Consider the following 19,126-nt stretch of genomic DNA (forward strand, 5'->3'; position numbering starts at 1 on the left):
ATGGAGCCGATAAAGCAACATAGAGGGAGGAAGAGTAATGAGCGTGATTCAAAAGAGTGCAGGTGTTGATATCCGGCGTGTCGGCCAGCTCGGCTGGCGAGCGGGACTGATGAGTTCGGTCGCCCTCGCTCTGGTCGCGGTGCCCTCCCTTGCCTGGGCCCAGGACACCGGCCGCACCACCGCCGCGGCGGCCGCCCGCGCACAGGATCCGGAGTCTCAAGAGGCCGACGAAGACGCCGCAGAACTCGACGACGTCGTCGTAACCGGAACGGCCATCCGCGGCGTCGCGCCGGTCGGCTCCGCCACGGTCGGGATTTCCCAGGAAGACATCGTCCAGGCCCCCGCTCGCGACGCAAGCGCGCTGGTCGCCCGACTGCCGCAGGCTTCCAGCCAGGGCACCACATTGACGTCCAGCGGCGGTCGCGCCGCCGGCGTCAACCTGCGGGGTCTCGGCAACAATGCCACCCTCGTCCTCTTCGACGGCCGTCGCGTTGTTCCCCAGGGCGGCAACGCCCAGGTGTCCGACCCCAACCTGGTGCCGTTCTCGGCCATCGAGCGGGTCGAGGTCGTCACGGACGGGGCGTCCGCCATCTACGGTTCGGACGCCGTCGCCGGCGTGGTCAACTACATCCTCCGCCGGAATTTCGACGGCCTCGAACTCAGCAGCCGCTACACCACCACCCTGTATGACCAGTACGCCATCGATGGTGTGTTCGGACGGACGTGGGACGGCGGCAGCCTGCTGGTCGCCGGCTCCTATGACACCAACGACAGCGTGGGCCGTGATGTGCGCGACTACATGTTGCAGGACCTGCGCCCCTACGGCGGCAACGACAACCGCTTCATCGGCACCACGGTCTTCCCGGACGAGCGCGGTGCCCTGATCATCGGCAACACCGTCTACGGCCTGCCGTCCACCAATGGCGTGAGACCGACGTCGGCGCAGGTTCTGCCGCTGGCGGGAAATCCCTCGCTCAATGATCAGTCGAACCTCTATGATTTCTACACGGGCCGCGAACGCTATGCCTTCCTGATCAAGGCGCGCCAGGAAATCGCGCCCGGCATCGACGTCGGCTACACCGGAATCTACAACCGACGGACCAATGAATCCCGCGCCGGTGACGGCTTCGAGCGCATTTCCATCCGGGTGCAGCCGACCAGCCCCTACTATATTCCGGGCATGCCGAGCCCCACGGGCAACCAGACGGTCGTCTACAACTATTCGCTCAACAACCCGGACACGTCCCGCTCGCAGGACAACCTCGAAGAGACGTTCAACCACTCGATTGACCTGACGGCTGAACTGCCGATGGACTATCGCTTCACCGGCCTGATCACCTACGGCAAGACGGATTCCTGCAACGTCTGCCAGGCCCAGGTGAACACCACGCGGGCCAGCGTCATCGCCAATGACCTGTCCTACGGGTTCAACCCCTATCTGACGGGACGCCAGGCCGCGGCTGATGCGCTCGTGGGTGGTTTCATCCAGCAGTACGACACGGTTCTGTTCGACTCGGTCGCCAAGATCGATGGGGCGCTCTTCACCTTGCCGGCCGGTGACGTCCGGGTGGCCGTGGGTGCCGAGTTCTCGCGCTACAAACTGTATCTGAAGGCCCAGAACACGCTCAACCTGACCAATACCTACCAGACCTCGCGCTTCACCAAGAGCGACCGGGACGTGGTGTCGGGCTTCGGTGAGGTGTTCATCCCGATCGTCGGCGGTGCGAACGCAATGCCGTTCATGGAGTCCCTCGATCTGAGTCTGGCTGTCCGCTACGACGACTATTCGGACGCTGGAACAACCACCAATCCGAAGGTTGGCCTGACCTGGCGCGCCAATGACGAACTGCTGTTCCGGGCCAGCTGGGGCACCTCTTTCCGGGCACCGACCCTGATCGAGTCCAATCCCGCCACCGTGGGTCAGACCAACCGGGCCTTTATCAGCAACGGGGCCGGCGATCCCGCGATCCCGATCACCAACGTCAGCACCGGCCAGAGCGCTGTCCTGACCCGCACCGGCAACACCGCCGGCCTGCAGCCCGAGTCCGCTGAAATCTGGTCGATGGGTGCCGAGTACACTCCGAACTTCATCCCCGACCTGCGGCTGAGCCTGACCTACTATAACGTCGCCTACGTCGACCGGATCGAGAACCTGCCGAACCAGACCCTGATCCTGGCGAGCCCGGGCAACCTCGCCCTCTACCGCGACTTCTTCATCACCGCGCCCCAGCCCACGACCTGCGTCAACGGCAACATCTCCACCTACAACCCGGCCTATGTGCCGTGGTTGACGGACCCCAATGCGGTGTTCTCGCCGTCGACGATCAATGACTGCTCGCTGGTGGGCATCATCGCCGGTGGACGCCTGAACCTCGGTGATGTGCGCCAGAGTGGTCTCGACTTCTCGGCAAACTACAATCTCGAGACCGAAATGGGCGACTTCCGCTTCTCGGGCAGCTTCTCCAAGATCCTGAACCTTGAGAAGAGCATCGTCGCCGGCGGTCCGCTGTTCGATGCGCTGGACACCATCGGCTTCCAGGTCAGCGAACGGGGGCGGTTGGGTGTCAACTTCAACCGCGGCGGCTTCGACGCCAATCTGTCCGCCAACTACACCGGATCGTATCTGAACAATGCGACCATCACCGTCGGCGGCCTGAGGTTGCCGAACACCGAGGTGCCGTCGTGGACCACGCTCGACGCCGGGATCGCCTATGAGTTCGAAGGGGGCGCATCCGGTGCCTTCGACGGTGTCCGCGCCTCCCTGAGCATCCAGAATGTCCTGGATGAGGAGCCGCCGATCGTTCTCAGCGGTGCCACTGCGGTGGATCTCGGCAATCACAACCCGTTCGGGCGGATCTTCTCGTTCGAGATCAGCAAGCGGTTCTAGGCCTCTGGTCGGTCCCGCTCACGTCGAGCGGGACCGATCGATCCAGGAAGGTTTCCCCGATGAAGACGTCAATCCTCGCACGTTTTGCAATCGCTTCTGCGGTGGCCGTCCTCATCGTCGGCTGCGCGCACGCACAGGCCCCGGCCCCCGTTTCGGCCGCCCCGACGGTCCGCCCGCAAGGGCCTCCGGATCCCTATGAGGGTCGAAAGAAGCTGCTGGTCGTTGCCGACGTCCAGACCGGCTTTCATCACAACTCGATCAGCCATGCGATGGCGACGATCGAACAGATGGGGCGCGAAAGCGGCTTCTACGTCGCCTTCCTGCGGACGGATTCCCAACTCATCACGTCCGAGCCGATCGTCGGCAGTGGCGCGCGATACGCGGGCCGGCAGATCAACGCCCGCAACCTCGACTATTTCGACGCCATCTTCTTCCTGGGCAGCGGGGAGGGGACCCTGACCGACCAGCAGAAGGCGGATCTGCTCGCCTTCGTCCACGATGACGGCAAGGGCTTCATCGGCGGCCACGCCTCGACCGTCGCCTTCTACAACTGGCCCGAATACGGCGAGATGATCGGCGGCTTCATGGATGGCGAGTTCGCGGTCCAGCCCATGCAGCTGGTCGTCGAGGACCCGGACTTCCCCGGTGCCCGCGATTTCCCGACCACCTTCACGGACCAGTTCCAGTTCCTGAAGGCGCCCTATGACACCGGAGACGTCCACACCATCCTGCGTCTGGATCCGGCCCGACTGACAGCCGAGCAACTGGCCCGGCGACCGGACGGCGATTTCCCTGTTGTCTGGGCGCGCAACTACGGCCGGGGCCGGGTCTACATCTCCACCTTCGGCCATCTCGATGATCCCTGGGACCAGCCGGCGGTCCGCGAACTTTACCTTGAAGGCATCAAATGGGCGCTGGGCCTGACCGATGCCGACGTCACACCTGACACCCAGCCCCAGCCCCAGTAACGAGACGGAGCGAGCCATGAGAACGACCATGATGAAGGGTGTGGGCGCGAGCCTGGCGCTGGCCCTGCTGGCCGGCTCCCCCGTCCTTGCCCAGACGCTGCCGACCGACCAGTGGCCGAGCTACGGCCAGAACGCGGGCAGCACCAATTTCTCGCCGCTGGACCAGATCACGGCGGCAAACGTGTCGACCCTCCGGCGGGCCTGGACCTTCAACTATGGAGGAGGCACCGACAATGAGGGCGACCGCGGCCTGAGCTTCCGCTGGGAGGCCACTCCGCTGATCATCGGCGGCGTGATGTACGTCTCGACGCCATCCAACCCGGCCATTCCGGACCTCAAGTCGACGATCACGGCGCTGGAGCCCGAGACCGGTCGTGTGATCTGGAAATATGAGTCCGATCGCAACATTCACGGCCGGGGCCTGGCCTACTGGCCGGGCGACGGCGAGGTCGGTCCGCGGCTCTTCTTCGCGACCGAGCAGGGCTATCTCCGCGCCCTCGACATGGGCACCGGTCAACTCGCTGCCAGCTTCGGAGAGCAGGGCGAGATCGATGCCTATGTGGGCGTCGTTTCCGAACTGGTGGGCGAGACGCGCCGGGATACCTGGACCATCCCCAATCCGGCTTCGATCTACCGCAACCTGGTCATCACCGGCGCCCGGCCGGGGGAGGCAGGACCTCCGGGACCGCGCGGCGACATTCGTGCCTGGGATGCCCGGACCGGCGCCCTGGTCTGGACCTTCCACACGGTGCCGCAGGAAGGCGAAGCCAACAACGACACCTATTCCAACGACGAATGGCGCGACCGCAGCGGGGCCAACGTCTGGTCGACCATGACGGTCGACGCCGAGAACGGAATCGTCTTCGCGCCGGTGGGAGACCTGAACGGCCGCGCTGCAGGGCCAGAGCTCTATTCGGCCAGCCTGCTGGCGCTGGACGCCGCCACCGGCCAGCTCAAATGGTTCTTCCAGATGACCCACAAGGATCTGTGGGACTGGGACCAGCCGACGCCGCCCGTACTGGTGGATTTCACCGCGAACGGCGAGACCGTCCCGGCCATCGCCCTGACCGGCAAGCAAAGCCTGTTGTTTGTGTTCAACCGACTGACCGGCGAGCCGTTGCATGAGGTCGAGGAGCGGCCGACGCCGCGCAGTGATGATCCTGCGGATCTGGCCTGGGCCACGCAACCCTTCCCGGTCCGGCCCGGCCCGCTCGCGCGGACCAGCATGACCCGCGATGAAATCCCCAACATCACGCCGGAGCAGTACGCCTACTGCACCACCTTCTGGGACCAGAACAACATTCTGAGCACCGGCCTGTACGGCCGTCCGCTGCTGACCCGCGGCACCCTCAGCTTCCCGTCGACCCTGGGCGGTCCGAACTGGGGCGGCCCGTCGTGGAGCCCTCAGACCGGCCTGTTCATCGTCAACGTCCAGAACATGGGCCAGTACCGCCCCGCCGGGCCGGCCGGCCGTGGCTTCGGCGTCGGCGCGGGCCCCCGTCCGCCCGCTCCGGCGGCCCGCCCCGCAGGCGAAGCCGGCGCTGCGCCGGCAATCGTCCAGTCGGGCTTCAACTTCCGGGTCGACGCCAACACGGTGTTGCCCTGCACGCCCACACCGTGGGGCGAACTGGTGGCGGTCGATATCAACAAGGGCGAGATTGCCTGGCGCGCGCCGCTCGGATCGATCCCGGGTCTCGGGGCCGAAGGCGTCGATCTCGGCGCGCGCAATCTGGGTGGCAACATCCAGACCGCGGGCGGACTGGTCTTCATCGGCGCCACCAATGACCGCCAGTTCCGCGCCTATAACTCGCGGACCGGGGAACAACTCTGGTCCGTCGAACTGGACGCCAGCGCCCACTCCACGCCGATCACCTACATGGGCAAGGACGGAAAACAGTATGTCGTGGTGGTCGGAGCGGGCGGCACCGCCGTCGGCTCGCGGCGCATGTCCGACACCCTGAACGCCTTCGTCCTTCCCTAGGAACACCCGGGCGGCCGCGTCCCTGACGGGGCGCCGCCGCCCGCCCGCGCGCCTGTCGCGTGCCGGGTCACTGCAAAAGGATTTCGACCATGGACTCCGCCGCATCCGCCGCGCCCCGCAGGACGAACGCCCGTTACGGCGTTCTCGCCCTGATCGCGGTCGGCACCATGATCAACTACCTGGATCGCTCCCTGCTCAGCGTGGCGGCGCCCTCGATGACGGCGGAGCTCGGCATCGGCGCGGCGACCATGGGCATCCTGTTCTCGGTCTTCTCCTGGAGCTATGCGATGGCCCAGATTCCGGGCGGCGTGCTGCTAGACCGGTTCGGGGTTCGCCTGACCTATTTCTGGTCTGTCACCCTCTGGTCGATCTTCACCCTGCTGCAGGGGCTGGCCACCAGCCTGGGCGCCCTGCTGGGCTTCCGGTTCGCGCTCGGCGCGGCCGAGGCTCCCTGCTTCCCGGCCAACAGCCGGGTGCTGGTCAGCTGGTTCCCGCAACATGAGCGGGCCCGGGCCAACAGCGTCTACACGGTCGGCATGTACTCGGGGATCGCCTTCCTCAGCCCGGTCCTGTTCTGGATCACGGCGACCTGGGGGTGGCGGGCGCTGTTCATCATCGCCGGCGCGGTGGGGCTGGTCTTCGCCGTGATCTGGCTGCTGCGCTATCGCGAGCCCCAGGAGAGCCCCAAGGCCAACCAGGCCGAGCTGGACTATATCACCGCCGGCGGCGGCATCGCCGCCCAGGGCCGCACGCCGTTCGCCTGGAAGGATGTGGCCTGGCTGCTCAGCAAGCGTCAGATCCTCGGCGCCTCGATCGGCCAGTTCGCGACCAACGCAACCCTGGTCTTCTTCCTCACCTGGTTCCCCACCTATCTGGTCACCGAGCGTGGCATGCCCTGGCTCAAGGTCGGCTGGGTTGCCGTCCTGCCGTTCATCGCCGCCTCCATCGGCGTCCTGATCGGCGGGCAGCTGTCCGACCGTCTGGTCAAACACAGCGGCTCGGCCACCTTCGGCCGCAAGCTTCCGATCGTCGGCGGCCTGCTGCTGTCCTCCACCATCATCCTCGCGGCCTTCCTTGAGAGCGACACCATGGTGATCGCCGTCATGTCGATCGCCTTCTTCGGCCAGGGCATGTCGAACCTCGGCTGGACCCTGATCTCGGACGTTGCCCCGAAGCGGCTGGTCGGGCTGACGGCGGGCGTGTTCAACTTCTGCACCAACCTGGCCGGCATCGTCACGCCGATGCTGATCGGCTTCATCGTCGCCGCGACCGGCTCGTTCCTGGGCGGCCTCGCCTTCATCGGCGTGATGGCCCTGATCGGGGCGCTTTCCTACACATTCCTCGTCGGCAAGGTCGAACGCATCATCGAACCCGCCGACCGCCAGCCGCCGGCAGAGGGCGTGTGAGTTCGGCCAGACCCGAACGCTCGCCGCACAGTAATTCCCAGTTCAGGAAGTTTGAGATGACGCCCCCGAAACACGAAGACAGGTCTGCCTGGCGGCAGGTTGCAGGTGCCTGTGCCGCGGTCCTGATGACGGCGGCCTGTTCCCCCGCAGGGACCTCGGCCCCCGTGCCTGCGCCGGAGCAGATCCCGCCACCCGCCGCGGCAATGCCCGCCGGCTCGTCGGCGGAGACGATCGTGGCGGCGGCCCCGGCATCGCCGGCCGTGCCGACCGGTCCGGCACCCGCAGCCGCAACCCCGGTCGTGGTGCGGCCGTCCGCGCCGTCGCCAGCCGTACCCGCGCCGGTGCCTGTGCCGGCGCTTTCCGCCCCGCCCGCGACCGTCACCCCGGTGCGGGTCGGCCTTCCGGCAGGTCCGGGACGCGAGACGGTCCAGCAGGTCTGCACCGGCTGCCATGCCATCGGCATGGTCACCGCCAACGGCCGGACCTCCGACGGCTGGGCCGAGATCATCGAACGGATGATGGGGCTCGGCATGGAGGCCAGCGACGAGGATCTCCAGACCGTACACGCCTACCTGACACGAGAGTTCCCGCCCCGCCGGGCGAACTGACGCAGACCCGACCGGGTCCAGTTCCCCCGCGGCCAGTAGTTGAGTGAGTGATAGATGACCAATGCGCTGTTGGCCGGACTGGGCGCCGAAGACCGGATGGCTCTCATGGCCGTCGGCCAGAAGCGGGCCTTCCTGAGGGGACAGCTGATCGGGGCCGCCGGCGGGCCGATCAATGCGGTGTTGTTCGTCGAGAGCGGGTCCGTGGCCGCGGCGGTTCCGATGAAGAACGGCGAGGCCGTCGAGGTCTTTTCAATCGGCGATGAGGCCGTCACGGGCGGCTGGGGTGGACAGACCCACGGGGCCTATCGTCTGGTCACGAAGACCGATGTCACCGGACTGGCTGTCGACATCCGCAGTCTGGTCGCGATCATCGAGCGACGCAGTGCGGTTCGGGCCGTACTGCTCGACTATGGCGTCCGGCTTTCGATGGAACTGGCCCAGAACTCGGTCTGCAATCTCACCCATCGTACGGACGAACGCCTCGCCAAATGGCTGTTGCGGCAGCATGACCGGGTGGGCGGGGTGCCGATCCAGGAAACCGTCGCCGGTGTCGCGCAGATCCTCGGCGTCCAGCGCAAGGCGGCGCGCGGCGCCTTCGATTCGTTCCGGGAGGCCGGTGCCATCGAAACCACGCGGGGTTCGTTGACGGTCAGTGACCGGGCGGTCCTCGAAGATCGTGTCTGCGAGTGCTACGACGCGTCCCGGTCGGTGCGCGATATCCGGATGGCGGCCGCGCATGAATGCCGCCAGGTTGCGGCCGGCGGCGGTCGCCGGATGAGTGGGATGGCATGATCCAGGACGTACCCCAGGACCTTGAGGATGTTGTCGTGACCGCGGCACGTCTGCCGCCGGCCGCCGGCGATGCGGCCTTCTCGGTGATCCGGCTCGACGGGGCGCTGCTCGATCGTGCGACGCGGCTGGACGAGGCCCTTGCGACGGTGCCGGCTGTCTCCCTGTTCCGGCGCACCTCCAGCCTCGGGGCCAATCCCACCACCCAGGGGATCAGCCTGCGCGCCATTGCGCCGTCCGGCGCGGGCCGGACCCTGGTTATCCTCGACGGGGTACCGCTCAACGATCCGTTCGGCGGCTGGGTGATCTGGTCCCAGGTCGCACCCGAGAGCCTGCAGGGCCTCGACATCATTCGCGGGGCCGGTGCGGGCCCCTATGGCGCGGGTGCCCTGACGGGTGTGATCGCGTTGCGGGAACGTGACAGCGCGGGCGGCGTGTTCGACGCCTCGCTTGGCGGCGATGGCGGCCGCCGCATGGCAGGGGCCATGACCGTGGGGCAGGGCCGCGTGTCGATCACCGGCTCGGCCCTTTACGACCAGTCAGAGGGCTATACGCCTGTGCGGGGGGCGTCGGCCGGTGCCGCCGACACTCCGCTGGATCTCGAGACGCTCAGCGGAGCGCTGCGCGCGGATATCGGTCTCGACGACACCACAACCCTCTCCCTGCATACGTCGGCCTATGATGAGGTGCGCGGCGCAGGTCTGGCGGGGGCGCGGTCATCCGGGAGCGGGCAGGGCTACAGCGCGACCCTGGCGCGGACGCCGGGCCGCAACCGCCTCGGCTGGCGTGCACAGGCCTGGCGCCGCGACAGCGATTTCGCCAACGCGTCCGTCGCCGTCGCGCCGGACCGGGCCACGACCACGCCCGCCAATGACCAGTTCGCCACGCCCGCCAGCGGCTGGGGCGGCAACCTCGCCCTGCGCGGCGCGGGCCTCGATCTGGGCAACGGCCGCCTGGAATGGGAGCTGGGCGCCGATGCCCGCTTCAGCGAGGGCGAAACCCGGGAGCGGTTCCGCTACATGGCCGGCCAGTTCACCCGCGACCGGTTCGCCGGCGGGGAGACCGCGGTCGCGGGCGGTTATGCCGAGGCGGCCTGGAGCCGCGGGCCGTGGCTGGTTGCCGGCGGTCTGCGGCTCGATCACTGGGAAAACAGCCAGGGCCGGCGGCTGGAACTGGACCGCGCGACCGGCCTGCCGACCCTTGATGAAGCCTATCCCGACCGGTCCGGCGACGTCGTCAGCGCGCGTCTCGCCGTCCGCCGGGCGCTCAACCCCGCGCTGGCGGTCCGCGCCGCCGCCTATTCCGGCTTCCGCCCCGCGACGCTCAACGAGCTGCACCGGCCCTTCCGGGTCGGCAACGACCTGACCGAAGCGAACGCCGCGCTGGAGCCCGAAACGCTGCAGGGTGTCGAGGCCGGTCTGTCGTGGGACGATGCGCGCACCAGCTTCGGCGCGACGGTGTTCGTGAACCGGATCGAGGCGGCCATCGTCAACGTCACCCTCGGCGCGGGACCCGGGATCATTGCCGCCCTGCCGCGCGCGGGCTTCATCCCCGCCGGCGGCGTGCTGCGCCAGAGGCAGAACGCCGGCGTCATCGAGGCCCTGGGACTCGAGCTGACGGCTGAGCATCGCCTCGATGACCTCACCCTCGTCGGTGCCGTCTCGGTCACCGACGCCGAGGTGGACGGCGGCATGGCGGCACCGCAGCTGACCGGCCTTCGGCCGGCGCAGGCCCCCGTGCTCAGCGCCACCGCCGGCGCGGACTGGCGCGTGAGCGACCGTCTGACCCTGGGCGTTCGCGGGCGGTACGAGAGCCGGCGGTACGAGGACGACCTGAACAGTCGCGTGCTCGAGGCGGCCCTGACGCTCGACGCTCGCGCCGACTGGCAGGTGCGCGAAGGCGTAGGGCTGTACGCGGCGGTCGACAATCTGGCCGACGCGGCGGTCGAGGTGTCGGAAACCGCCAACGGCATTGCCGGACTTGGCCCTCCACGCACCCTGAGGGTAGGGCTTTCCTTCCGCTGGTGACCTGCACAAGGCCACCCGGCGCCTCACAGGGTGGCCGGGATTGCCGCGCGGCTAGTCGGGCTCTGACACAGCCGCGATGAGGTTCAGTCGCGTGGCCAGTCCAACCTTCTCGCTCGTAGCATTGAACTTTCTCGCGACCGCGGCCTCGAGGTCGATGCCGTATTGCATGGCGATCAGATCGACGCAGATGATCACGTCGGCAAGCTCATCCGCCAGCTCTGCGACCGTGGCCCGGGAACCCCTGATCCCGCGCCGCTCGCGCTCCAGCTTCTTGATTACATTGCATGCCTCACCGACTTCGCCGGCCAGTTCGTTTCCGCGATAGGCTGCATCTATCCGGCCCTCGCTATCCCACTCGAGTTGCCGTGCGACATTCGCGGATCGGAGCGTAGAGTATGCGGTCATTTGTCGTTCCTGCTTGCAGCCTGGGGGCGGGAAATCAGCAAGTTGAGCAAGGGGGCACAGACCGGGGACAAACCGCCGACTGGGTGTGGCGGTGCTGGCGGTCCAACGTCAACCTGTCTCCAGTGGCGCACGCAGGGAGGACGCACGGACCGGGCGGCGACCATCTTCCACTCACACGAGGACGGCCAGGTGTTGGGGCTTCCATGCACGGTCATAATGGTCGCGGCGTCAGCGCACCCGCTTGATTGTCAGGATCGTCGCCGCCCCTCCGATGGCGATGAGACCTGACAGGGCGAACAGCAGCCGCAGATCGTGGCCAACCAGCTGCAAGGCACCGAGTGCGAGCAGGGGCGCGAGAACCTGCGCTGCGGTCGTCGCGACATTCATCAGACCAAGGTCCCGACCGGCGTTTCCCCGACTCGGCAAGACCTGGGCGATCAGGGCCGTGTCCACGACGCCGTAGATCCCGACGCCGATACCGAACACAATCTGTGCAAGGGCAGGGACGGGCCATTGCGGTCGGACGGCCATCAGCAGGGCTCCGGCGGCGAGACACAGGCCCCCCGCGAAGATGAGCTCCCGGCGTCGTCCGCTACGGTCCGAGGCCACGCCCGCCCACAGGCCGGACAGGATGGCGGCGGCGGTCGAGGCGGCGAGAATCCAGCCGACCACGGCTTCCGGGCGCTGATCGGGCAGGACCGACGCAATCCCGGTCTCGCGCTGCAAGAAGAACAGCAGATAGAGGACGTTCATCGCGACGGCGGTCTGGACCAGAAGTCGGGACAGGAAGGCCATCCGGAAGTCGTGGTCTTTCAGGGCGACCCAGGACCAGGCGGGCGAGGGGGGCACCAACGATGTCGCCCTTCGTTGCCGCGTGACAAGGATGAAGGGGAGGACGAGCATCAACATGGCCCCCACGACCGCCCAGAGGCGCGCAGGCTCTGTCGAGAGCACGATCCCGATCACAAGGGCGCCGAACAGGCTCGCGACGGGGTAGGCGAGACCGGCAAAGCCGCTCACGACACCCTTCTGTCGGTCGGGAACGTCATCGGGCAGAACCGCGGCCAGCGGGTTGAGCATCAGATTGAGACTGATCTGAAGGGCGACGACGGCCATCAACAGGGTCCAAGGCGTCGTCGCGAGGGCGATCAGGCCGTAGCTTGCCACGGTGGCGACCAGCCCGGTCGCCATCCATCTCCAGCGTCCGCCGGCACCTCGACGCGCCCGGTCGGAAAGCACGCCGGCGAAAACATTGGCCAGACCGGCTGTAACGGCACCCCAGAGCGCGACCAATGCGAGCAGTTCGGCCTTGCCTGCCGGGGCGATGGCGGCTGCCTTCAAGGGCAGCAGCAGGGTGAGGAGCGGGATGAAGCCGATGAAGGCCCCGATCTGGGCGGCCGTGTAGGCGACAACAAAGCCTCCCGACACCGCTGGCGGGTCTGGCTCCGGGGGACTGGCCGACAACAGGGAGGACATCATCGATACACTGGCGCGATCCAGTCCCGGTGTCATGGCCAAACGAAAGCGCCGCCCCCGGATGGGGACGGCGCAAGATCGCAGTCAGAGGTGTTTCGGATCAGAACTGATACCGGACCCGGGCGCCGAAGGTGCGGGGCCGGGTGAAGAAGCGGGTATTGTCGAACTGGGTGATGATGATCGCCGCTTCATGGACTTCCTCGGTCAGGTTGTTGACGAAGGCCTCGAAGCGGAGCGGGCCGCCTTCACCGCCCGGTGTCCAGCCAGCGCCGGCGTCGAAGGTCCAGTAGCTGCCGACCTCGTCATCGAGCCTCATCCGCGGCGCGGTCGGGTTCTGGTAATCCTCGCCGTTGAAGATCGTCATGTATTGCGACGAGCGGTATCCGGCCGAGATGACGTAGTCGAACTGGCCCGAGCTGGCCGTCGGGATGGCCTGGGTGAAGTTCAGGTTGAACTGCCATTCCGGCGAGCGGGGCAGGGTCTTGCCGTCGATCGACTGGAACACGGCTTCCGTCGGTGCGACGTCGGCCTGGAAGCGGAAGTCCTGGATTTCCTGGGCGTCCACCACCTCGGCCTTCAGGTACAGCAGGTTGAAGTCGATGCCGATGTTGTAGGGCAGATCGAAGCCGCCATCGAACTGGGCCCCGTAGATCCGGGAATCGGCGGCGTTGTAGGAATAGGAGATGACCAGGGCGGTTGAGGTGTTGGCCGGCACCGGCACGACGCTCGGGCCACCGAGGAAGTCGATGATCTGGGACACTGACAGCAGCGACGTCAGGACCTGGTCCTTGTAGTCGTTGTAGAACAGCGAACCGTTCAGTCGGGCGTGGATGTCGCCGAACCAGAACTCGTTCTTCGAACCGATCTCGTACAGGGTGACGGTTTCGGGGTCATAGGTCGGGGCAATGCCGGCGTTGCCGATGTTGTCATTGAACCCGCCGGACTTGTTGCCGGTCGCGATGAGGCCGTACAGCAGGCTGTCATCCGAAATGTCGTATTCGGCCCGGATGCGCCAGTCGACGAAGTCGGCCTGCATCTCGCCGACCTGCTGGAAGATCTGGCCGCCAAACGGGACGGCATACGTCAGGCGTCCGTCCGGCGCGCAGGTCCAGAAGTCGCCCGTGACCGTGTCCAGACACGCCGGCCGAACGGGAGCACCGCCGCCGACCGGTCCGTTGACGAAGACGTCGTCGACATTGTCCCGCGCGCCGAAGCTGCGGACGCCGTTGAAATAGAAGGCGAGCACTTCTGCGTCGGAGATCGTTCCGTTGCCGTCGGTGTCGGGATTGAAATTGGTCCGGCCCCGGCCCGCGAATTCAAAGCCTTCCGTACCCACGCGCACGCCGCCGCAGCAGGCGAAGCCGTCACCACCGAGCGCGAACCCGTAACGGGCGGCGACACCGCGGCGGCTCTTCTCGTCCTCGGTGTAGCGCGCGCCGATCGTCATACGGAACCGGTCGGTGAAGTCATAGGTCGCGTCGGCGAAGACGGCGAACGAGCTGGTGTCGACGTCAGGCATGTTGAACTCGACGCCCTGGAAGAACAGGCCGCGGTCCCCGGTCGAGCCGAGGAAGGCATACTGATCCTCTTCCATATAGAAGGCACCCGCGCTCCAGATCAGAGGTCCCTCGTTGTCGAAGAAGCGCAGTTCGTGGGTCTTGGACTGGCTGTCCGTGATCGACTGGAAGCGCGAGAAATTGTCGAGGGTCTCGTTGATCCCGCCGGGACCCGTCAGGTCCGCGATGACACCGTCGTAGAAGGGCGACAGGGGCGTTGCAGCCTCATAGTTGTACACCAGGTCGCGATAGCTGGCGGTGTATTCGACATCAAACAGATCGCCGTCGTAGCCGAGGGTCGCGCGCGCGCCCCAGTGGCGCGTGTCCAGTTCCGGCGTGAAGGCCCGGCCGATCACCCGGCGGGGGTCTTCGATATCGTCGGGATTGATGCCTTCGCCGAGCGGGCGGGCATAGTTGGTGCCCGTGTAGCCGCTCCCCGTCTCGTTGATGTAGTCGGCGGCCAGCAGAATGCTGAAGCGGCTGTCGGGCTCGTAGAGGAACTGGATGCGGGCCGCGCTGTTATCTTCCGCCTCGGCACCGCCGACGCCAGCCGGGCCGACGTCCGTGTAGTAGCTGTCGTGCTCGAGGTGATAGCCCGCGATGCGGACAGCCGCATTGTCGCCGAGCGGCAGGTTGACCATGCCCTGGAGCACGCGTTGGTCGTAGTTGCCGACCTCCGCCTCGATCACGCTGTCGAAGACGCCGAGACCCGGCCGCCAGGGGACGATATTGACCGTGCCGGCCGTGGCGTTCCGGCCGCGCAACGTGCCTTGCGGCCCGATGTTGACCTCAACGCGCTGGATATCGAAGAAGGCCGAACCGATGCCGGCGGGGCGGGGCAGGTAAACACCGTCGAAATGGGTGGCAGCCGCCGGGTCACCCAGTTCGGTGTTGTTGGAAGAGCCAACGCCGCGAATCCAGACCTCGATATTGCCGCCGTTGTTGGCGACGGACAGGCCGGGGATGCGGCCTTCCAGGTCCGTGAGGTCCTGGACCCCGACAGCCTTCATCTCGGCCCCGGAAAGGACGGCGGCAGTGCCGGCGTAGTCCTGGAGCGTCTGCTCGCGGCGCTCGACCGTCACGATGACGTCGTCAAGTTGCGCGGCCTCCTCCGTGGGGTCCTGGCCCGGGGGCGGTGTTTGCGCGGTCTGGGCGAGCGCCGGCGTCGCCAGGGCCATGGTTACGCCGCACAGCAGCGCGGATTTCAGCTTGCGCATGGTGTTCTTCCCTCCCGATGCGGCGCGTTACGTCTACCGCTTGCCCCCAAGTCGCCATTGTTTGACAACGTTGTCAAGAACGGCTGTTGGATGAACTGTGGTCAAGGGCCCGGCAACAATCTCGCGCTATCCCGTGTCGCCCGGTCCCCGACATGTCTAAGGGAGAAGGATGTCCAAGGTTACGATCCGGCACGTGGCAGCCGAGGCGGGCGTTGCCGTCAAGACCGTCTCCCGCGTGGTCAATGGCGAGCCGAACGTCACGCGGGAACTGCGCGAACGCGTTTCGCAGGCGGTCGAGCGCCTCGGCTATGTGCCCAGTATGGCGGCGCGCCGGATGGGCGGCTCCCGCTCCTATCTGCTGGTCGCGCTCAACGACCGGAACAACACCATCAACAACTGGCGCAGCGGTCGCGGAAACGACTGGATCGACCAGATGCTGCACGGGGCCATGCTGACCTGTGAGACCCAAGGCTATCGCATGCTGTTCGAACTGGTCGACGGCGCGTCGGAGGATCTGGATCGCAAGGTCGTCGGCGTGCTTTCCGCGCTTCAGCCGGACGGCCTGATCCTGACGCCGCCCCATTCGCAGAATGAGGCGCTCAGCCAGATGCTGGTGCGCCGCAAGGTTCCGGTGGTCCGGATGGGGGTTGAAGCTCACGGCCTGGGCATGGGCGTCTACATGAATGAACGCGAGGCAGGTGCCGCCGCGACCCGCCACCTTGCCGCCCTGGGACATGTGCGGATCGGTTTCATCGCGGGCAGTGCGCGCTTTGCGGCTTCAGAGGCGCGTCGTCAGGGCTATGTCGATGCCCTGATCGAGGCGGGTCTCCCGATCGACCCGTCTCTCCAGGCACCGGGCGACTTCACCTTCGAGAGTGGCATCGAGGCGGCGAACCGACTGCTGACCCTGGACGAGCGTCCGACCGCGCTGGTGGCCAGCAATGACGAGATGGCGCTCGCGACACTTCATTGCGCGGGTCGCCTTGGCCTTTGCGTGCCGGCTGATCTGTCGATCGTCAGCTTCGACGATACGCCCGGCGTTCGCCTGAGCGTCCCCGCCCTGACCAGCATCCGGCAGCCCATTTCGGAGATGGCGGCCTGCGCCGCTGAACTGCTCATCGCCGCCAGCCGGGAAGGGCAGTACGAACCGATTGACCACCAGCTGCCGTTCCGACTGATCGTCAGGGGATCGACGACCGCGCGCTCCTGAGCGTTACGGCTGGTGGCAGGTTCCGTGTGGAACCCTGACCAGTCGGACATCCTCGATCGACATCGCCGCGGGGCGGATCGCTTCGACGATCAGCAGCCGGTCGACGCTCGCGAACGATGAGGCACCTGCGCCCGGGAGGCACCGGAGCGGAATGGTCGTCTCCTGCCAGCCAGAGCCCGACGCCGCAGGCCAGTCTGTCAATTGATCCCCTATCCCGAGCTGGAAGTCGGCGCTGGCGCCACGGTCGATGCGGAAGCGGATGCTGAGCGCATTGTCCTCGTCGGGCGTGGCCGTGAGGTCGAGCGCCGGCCCGGTGATGATGGCGCGGCCCGGGCCCGAGAAGGTCAGCCTCCGTCCGCTCTCCTGGGCTGCGCCGTCAACAGGGGCGACCTGGACGCGGGATCTCGGACTGTCACCTCGCGCGCCGTCGGCGACACGCGATTCACCGCCGTCGTCGCGCAGGACCAGGTTCCAGGGCGTCGTGAACCGGCCGTCGCCGAACAGGATGCGATCGCCCCCGCCGCGTTCCACCTCGACTTCGGCAAGGCGGGGCGTCACGGCCGGGCGGCTGTAGGCAAGGCCGTAGCCCAGCGGAAACAGCGGGTCGTACCCGGGTGAGCCCGCATTCTGGGGTGCCTGGTCCGGACTGCGCGGCCAGCTGAAGGAGAGGGTTCCACGGAAGTCCGCCCGGGGCGCGCCGGCAGCGTCTGCGATCAGGATGTCGGCCAGTCCTCCGCCCTCGGACCCCGGCAGCCATGCCGCCACAAACGCATCGGCCGTATTGATTTCCGGGTTCACATAAAGGGGGCGGCCGGAGAGAAAGACCGCGACGGTCGGAATGCCGGCCGCCCGGAGGTGTCGCAGCATCGCCAGCGGTTCCTCCGGATGGAAGTCGAGATCGGCCACGTCGCCCTGGAACTCGGCATAGGGGGTCTCGCCGAAGACGACGACCGCCACATCCGGGCGCGCGTCGAATGTTCCGTCAGCACTCAGGACGGCCTCACCGCCCTGGCTTTCGACCGCTGCCTTCAGCCCTTCCCAGATCGACTCGGCGTTGGGAAAATCTGCCCGGGTGTTGTCGGAACCCTGCCAGTTGATGGTCCAGCCCCCGGCCGCCTGGCCGATGTCGTGCGCACTGCCGGCCACAAGGACCCGGGCGTCGCCGCGGATGGGCAGGACACCGTCGTTCTTCAACAGCACAAGCGACGCACGCACGGCTTCCCGCGCCAGCGCGCGATGGGCGGGCGAGCCCAGGAGGGACAGGTCGCCCTCAACAGGTCGATCGGGCTCGAATACACCCGTCTTGACCTTGACCCGCAGGATGCGCCGCACTGCCTCATCCAGGCGCTCCATCGGAATTTCGCCCGACTGCACCTGCGCCAGGGTGTTCTCGAACAGCGGCCGCCAGCTGTCGGGCGCCATGAACATGTCGATCCCGGCATTGAAGGCGGCGGCGCAGGATTCATTGGTGCAGCCCGGCAGTTGGCCATGGGCGTTCCAGTCGCCGACAACGAAGCCGTCAAATCCGAGAGGGCCCCGCAGGACATCGGTCAGAAGGTTCGCGTTTCCGGTATGTTTGACCCCGTTCCAGGCGGAGAAGCTGGCCATGACGGTCAGAACGCCCGCGTCGATCGCGGGGGGGTAGCCTGCCGCGTGGACGGCAATGAGGGCCCGTTCGTCGATCACGGCATCGCCCTGGTCCTTGCCCCCAAGGGTGCCGCCGTCCGCGAGGAAATGCTTGGCCGATCCGGCAATGTGCCCGCGTGACAGCCGACCCTCGCCCAGTTCGCCCTGAAGGCCGCGGGTCATGGCTCCGGCGTAGGAGGCTACGACTCCGGGATCCTCCGAATAGCCCTCGTACGTCCGTCCCCAGCGGTCGTCCTGCGGCACCGCCAGGGTCGGACCGAACGTCCAGTCAGCCCCGGTTGCCGCGACCTCAAGCGCGGTCGCCTCACCGATCCGGCGGATCAGGTCCGGGTCCCGTGCCGCGCCGAGTCCGATGTTGTGCGGAAACAGCGTCGCGCCGACCACATTGTTGTGCCCGTGCACCGCATCGATTCCGAACATGAGGGGAATTCGGGCACCCGGTCGTGCGGCGGCGGCGGCGCGGAACTCTCTCGCCAAGTCGACCCAGGCCGCAGCGGGGGCCCGTTCGTCAGCACCGGGCGCGGAATTGCCTCCCGCGAGGATCGACCCAAGCGGGTAGCGGGCGAGATCGGCCGGCGTGATCGACCCGATATCCGCCTGGATGACCTGGCCGACCTTTTCTTCGAGCGTCATCCGCGAGAGCAGGGCCGTTACAAAGGCCTCTGTCCGTGCGTCCGTCATGGCCGCGGGCGAGCGGCTTACGGGCCAGCGGGACACATCGACGGCACCGCCTTGCGCCGGGTCCTGGGCGCGAACGGGCGCGGCCCCCATGGCCAGGGCCGTGAGAAGGGCGGCACCTGCAACTGTGGCAGCGAGCGTGTTCCAGCGCTTGACAGAAGCGATCGCCATGACTCTTTTCCCAGCAAGGTTTTGGCGACCGTGTCCGGCATTGACAACGTTGTCAAACAGCGTTTGCAATAGGCACCGGGTCGAGGGCGGGATTTTGAGA

General features: G+C 67.0%; 12 protein-coding genes. 8 read left to right on the plus strand and 4 right to left on the minus strand.

Annotation, left to right across the window (positions count from 1 at the left end; translation table 11 throughout):
- The first annotated feature begins 37 nt into the window (after positions 1 to 37).
- The 7 genes from KB221_07175 (at position 38) to KB221_07205 (ending at position 10,666) form a co-directional block, all read left to right on the plus strand.
- The gene (locus tag KB221_07175; protein WIY70795.1) at positions 38 to 2,887 is read left to right on the plus strand and encodes a TonB-dependent receptor; all 2,850 of its coding nucleotides are present in this window, start codon (positions 38 to 40) and stop codon (positions 2,885 to 2,887) included.
- A gap of 101 nt (positions 2,888 to 2,988) precedes the next feature.
- Positions 2,989 to 3,855 (plus strand): ThuA domain-containing protein, encoded by an 867-nt coding sequence (locus KB221_07180; protein ID WIY70796.1) that lies wholly within the window; start codon positions 2,989 to 2,991, stop codon positions 3,853 to 3,855.
- A gap of 16 nt (positions 3,856 to 3,871) precedes the next feature.
- Positions 3,872 to 5,836 carry a PQQ-binding-like beta-propeller repeat protein gene (locus KB221_07185; protein WIY70797.1) on the plus strand — a complete coding sequence of 655 codons (1,965 nt, stop codon included), beginning with the start codon at positions 3,872 to 3,874 and terminating at the stop codon, positions 5,834 to 5,836.
- A gap of 89 nt (positions 5,837 to 5,925) precedes the next feature.
- A complete protein-coding gene (locus KB221_07190; protein ID WIY70798.1) occupies positions 5,926 to 7,242 on the plus strand; it encodes an MFS transporter in 1,317 nt (438 codons plus the stop codon).
- A gap of 56 nt (positions 7,243 to 7,298) precedes the next feature.
- Entirely contained in the window at positions 7,299 to 7,850 is a 552-nt protein-coding gene (locus tag KB221_07195; GenBank protein WIY70799.1) for a cytochrome c, read from the plus strand.
- Between the two features lie 54 nt (positions 7,851 to 7,904).
- The gene (locus KB221_07200) at positions 7,905 to 8,642 is read left to right on the plus strand and encodes a Crp/Fnr family transcriptional regulator (protein WIY70800.1); all 738 of its coding nucleotides are present in this window, start codon (positions 7,905 to 7,907) and stop codon (positions 8,640 to 8,642) included.
- Complete coding sequence (locus KB221_07205) at positions 8,639 to 10,666, plus strand: TonB-dependent receptor (protein ID WIY70801.1); 2,028 nt, start codon at positions 8,639 to 8,641, stop codon at positions 10,664 to 10,666. Before KB221_07200 ends, KB221_07205 begins: the two co-directional genes overlap by 4 nt.
- Positions 10,667 to 10,717: 51 nt before the next feature.
- Here KB221_07205 and KB221_07210 read toward each other — a convergent pair whose 3' ends face one another.
- The 3 genes from KB221_07210 to KB221_07220 all read right to left on the minus strand — a co-directional run bounded on the left by KB221_07210 (position 10,718) and on the right by KB221_07220 (position 15,320).
- Entirely contained in the window at positions 10,718 to 11,071 is a 354-nt protein-coding gene (locus KB221_07210) for a MazG-like family protein (protein ID WIY70802.1), read from the minus strand.
- 228 nt (positions 11,072 to 11,299) lie between these two features.
- Entirely contained in the window at positions 11,300 to 12,583 is a 1,284-nt protein-coding gene (locus tag KB221_07215; protein WIY70803.1) for an MFS transporter, read from the minus strand.
- A 64-nt stretch (positions 12,584 to 12,647) separates the two neighbouring features.
- Positions 12,648 to 15,320, minus strand: a complete 2,673-nt coding sequence (locus KB221_07220; GenBank protein ID WIY70804.1) for a TonB-dependent receptor — start codon at positions 15,318 to 15,320, stop codon at positions 12,648 to 12,650.
- Between the two features lie 169 nt (positions 15,321 to 15,489).
- Here KB221_07220 and KB221_07225 point away from each other — a divergent pair, with 169 nt between their 5' ends.
- Positions 15,490 to 16,530, plus strand: coding sequence for a LacI family DNA-binding transcriptional regulator (locus KB221_07225; protein WIY70805.1), 1,041 nt, complete (start codon positions 15,490 to 15,492; stop codon positions 16,528 to 16,530).
- 3 nt (positions 16,531 to 16,533) lie between these two features.
- Here KB221_07225 and KB221_07230 read toward each other — a convergent pair whose 3' ends face one another.
- Positions 16,534 to 19,026 (minus strand): glycoside hydrolase family 3 N-terminal domain-containing protein, encoded by a 2,493-nt coding sequence (locus KB221_07230; protein WIY70806.1) that lies wholly within the window; start codon positions 19,024 to 19,026, stop codon positions 16,534 to 16,536.
- Positions 19,027 to 19,126 lie beyond the last annotated feature (100 nt).

Origin of the sequence: Aquidulcibacter paucihalophilus (genome assembly GCA_030285985.1) — a bacterium.
GTDB lineage: Bacteria > Pseudomonadota > Alphaproteobacteria > Caulobacterales > Caulobacteraceae > Brevundimonas.

Coding starts and splice junctions, on each gene's coding strand:
- KB221_07210 (WIY70802.1), bottom strand. CDS start 11,071: ATGACCGCATACTCTACGCTCCGATCCGCGAATGTCGCACGGCAACTC.
- KB221_07220 (WIY70804.1), bottom strand. CDS start 15,320: ATGCGCAAGCTGAAATCCGCGCTGCTGTGCGGCGTAACCATGGCCCTG.
- KB221_07175 (WIY70795.1), top strand. CDS start 38: ATGAGCGTGATTCAAAAGAGTGCAGGTGTTGATATCCGGCGTGTCGGC.
- KB221_07185 (WIY70797.1), top strand. CDS start 3,872: ATGAGAACGACCATGATGAAGGGTGTGGGCGCGAGCCTGGCGCTGGCC.
- KB221_07205 (WIY70801.1), top strand. CDS start 8,639: ATGATCCAGGACGTACCCCAGGACCTTGAGGATGTTGTCGTGACCGCG.
- KB221_07190 (WIY70798.1), top strand. CDS start 5,926: ATGGACTCCGCCGCATCCGCCGCGCCCCGCAGGACGAACGCCCGTTAC.
- KB221_07230 (WIY70806.1), bottom strand. CDS start 19,026: ATGGCGATCGCTTCTGTCAAGCGCTGGAACACGCTCGCTGCCACAGTT.
- KB221_07200 (WIY70800.1), top strand. CDS start 7,905: ATGACCAATGCGCTGTTGGCCGGACTGGGCGCCGAAGACCGGATGGCT.
- KB221_07215 (WIY70803.1), bottom strand. CDS start 12,583: ATGACACCGGGACTGGATCGCGCCAGTGTATCGATGATGTCCTCCCTG.
- KB221_07195 (WIY70799.1), top strand. CDS start 7,299: ATGACGCCCCCGAAACACGAAGACAGGTCTGCCTGGCGGCAGGTTGCA.
- KB221_07225 (WIY70805.1), top strand. CDS start 15,490: ATGTCCAAGGTTACGATCCGGCACGTGGCAGCCGAGGCGGGCGTTGCC.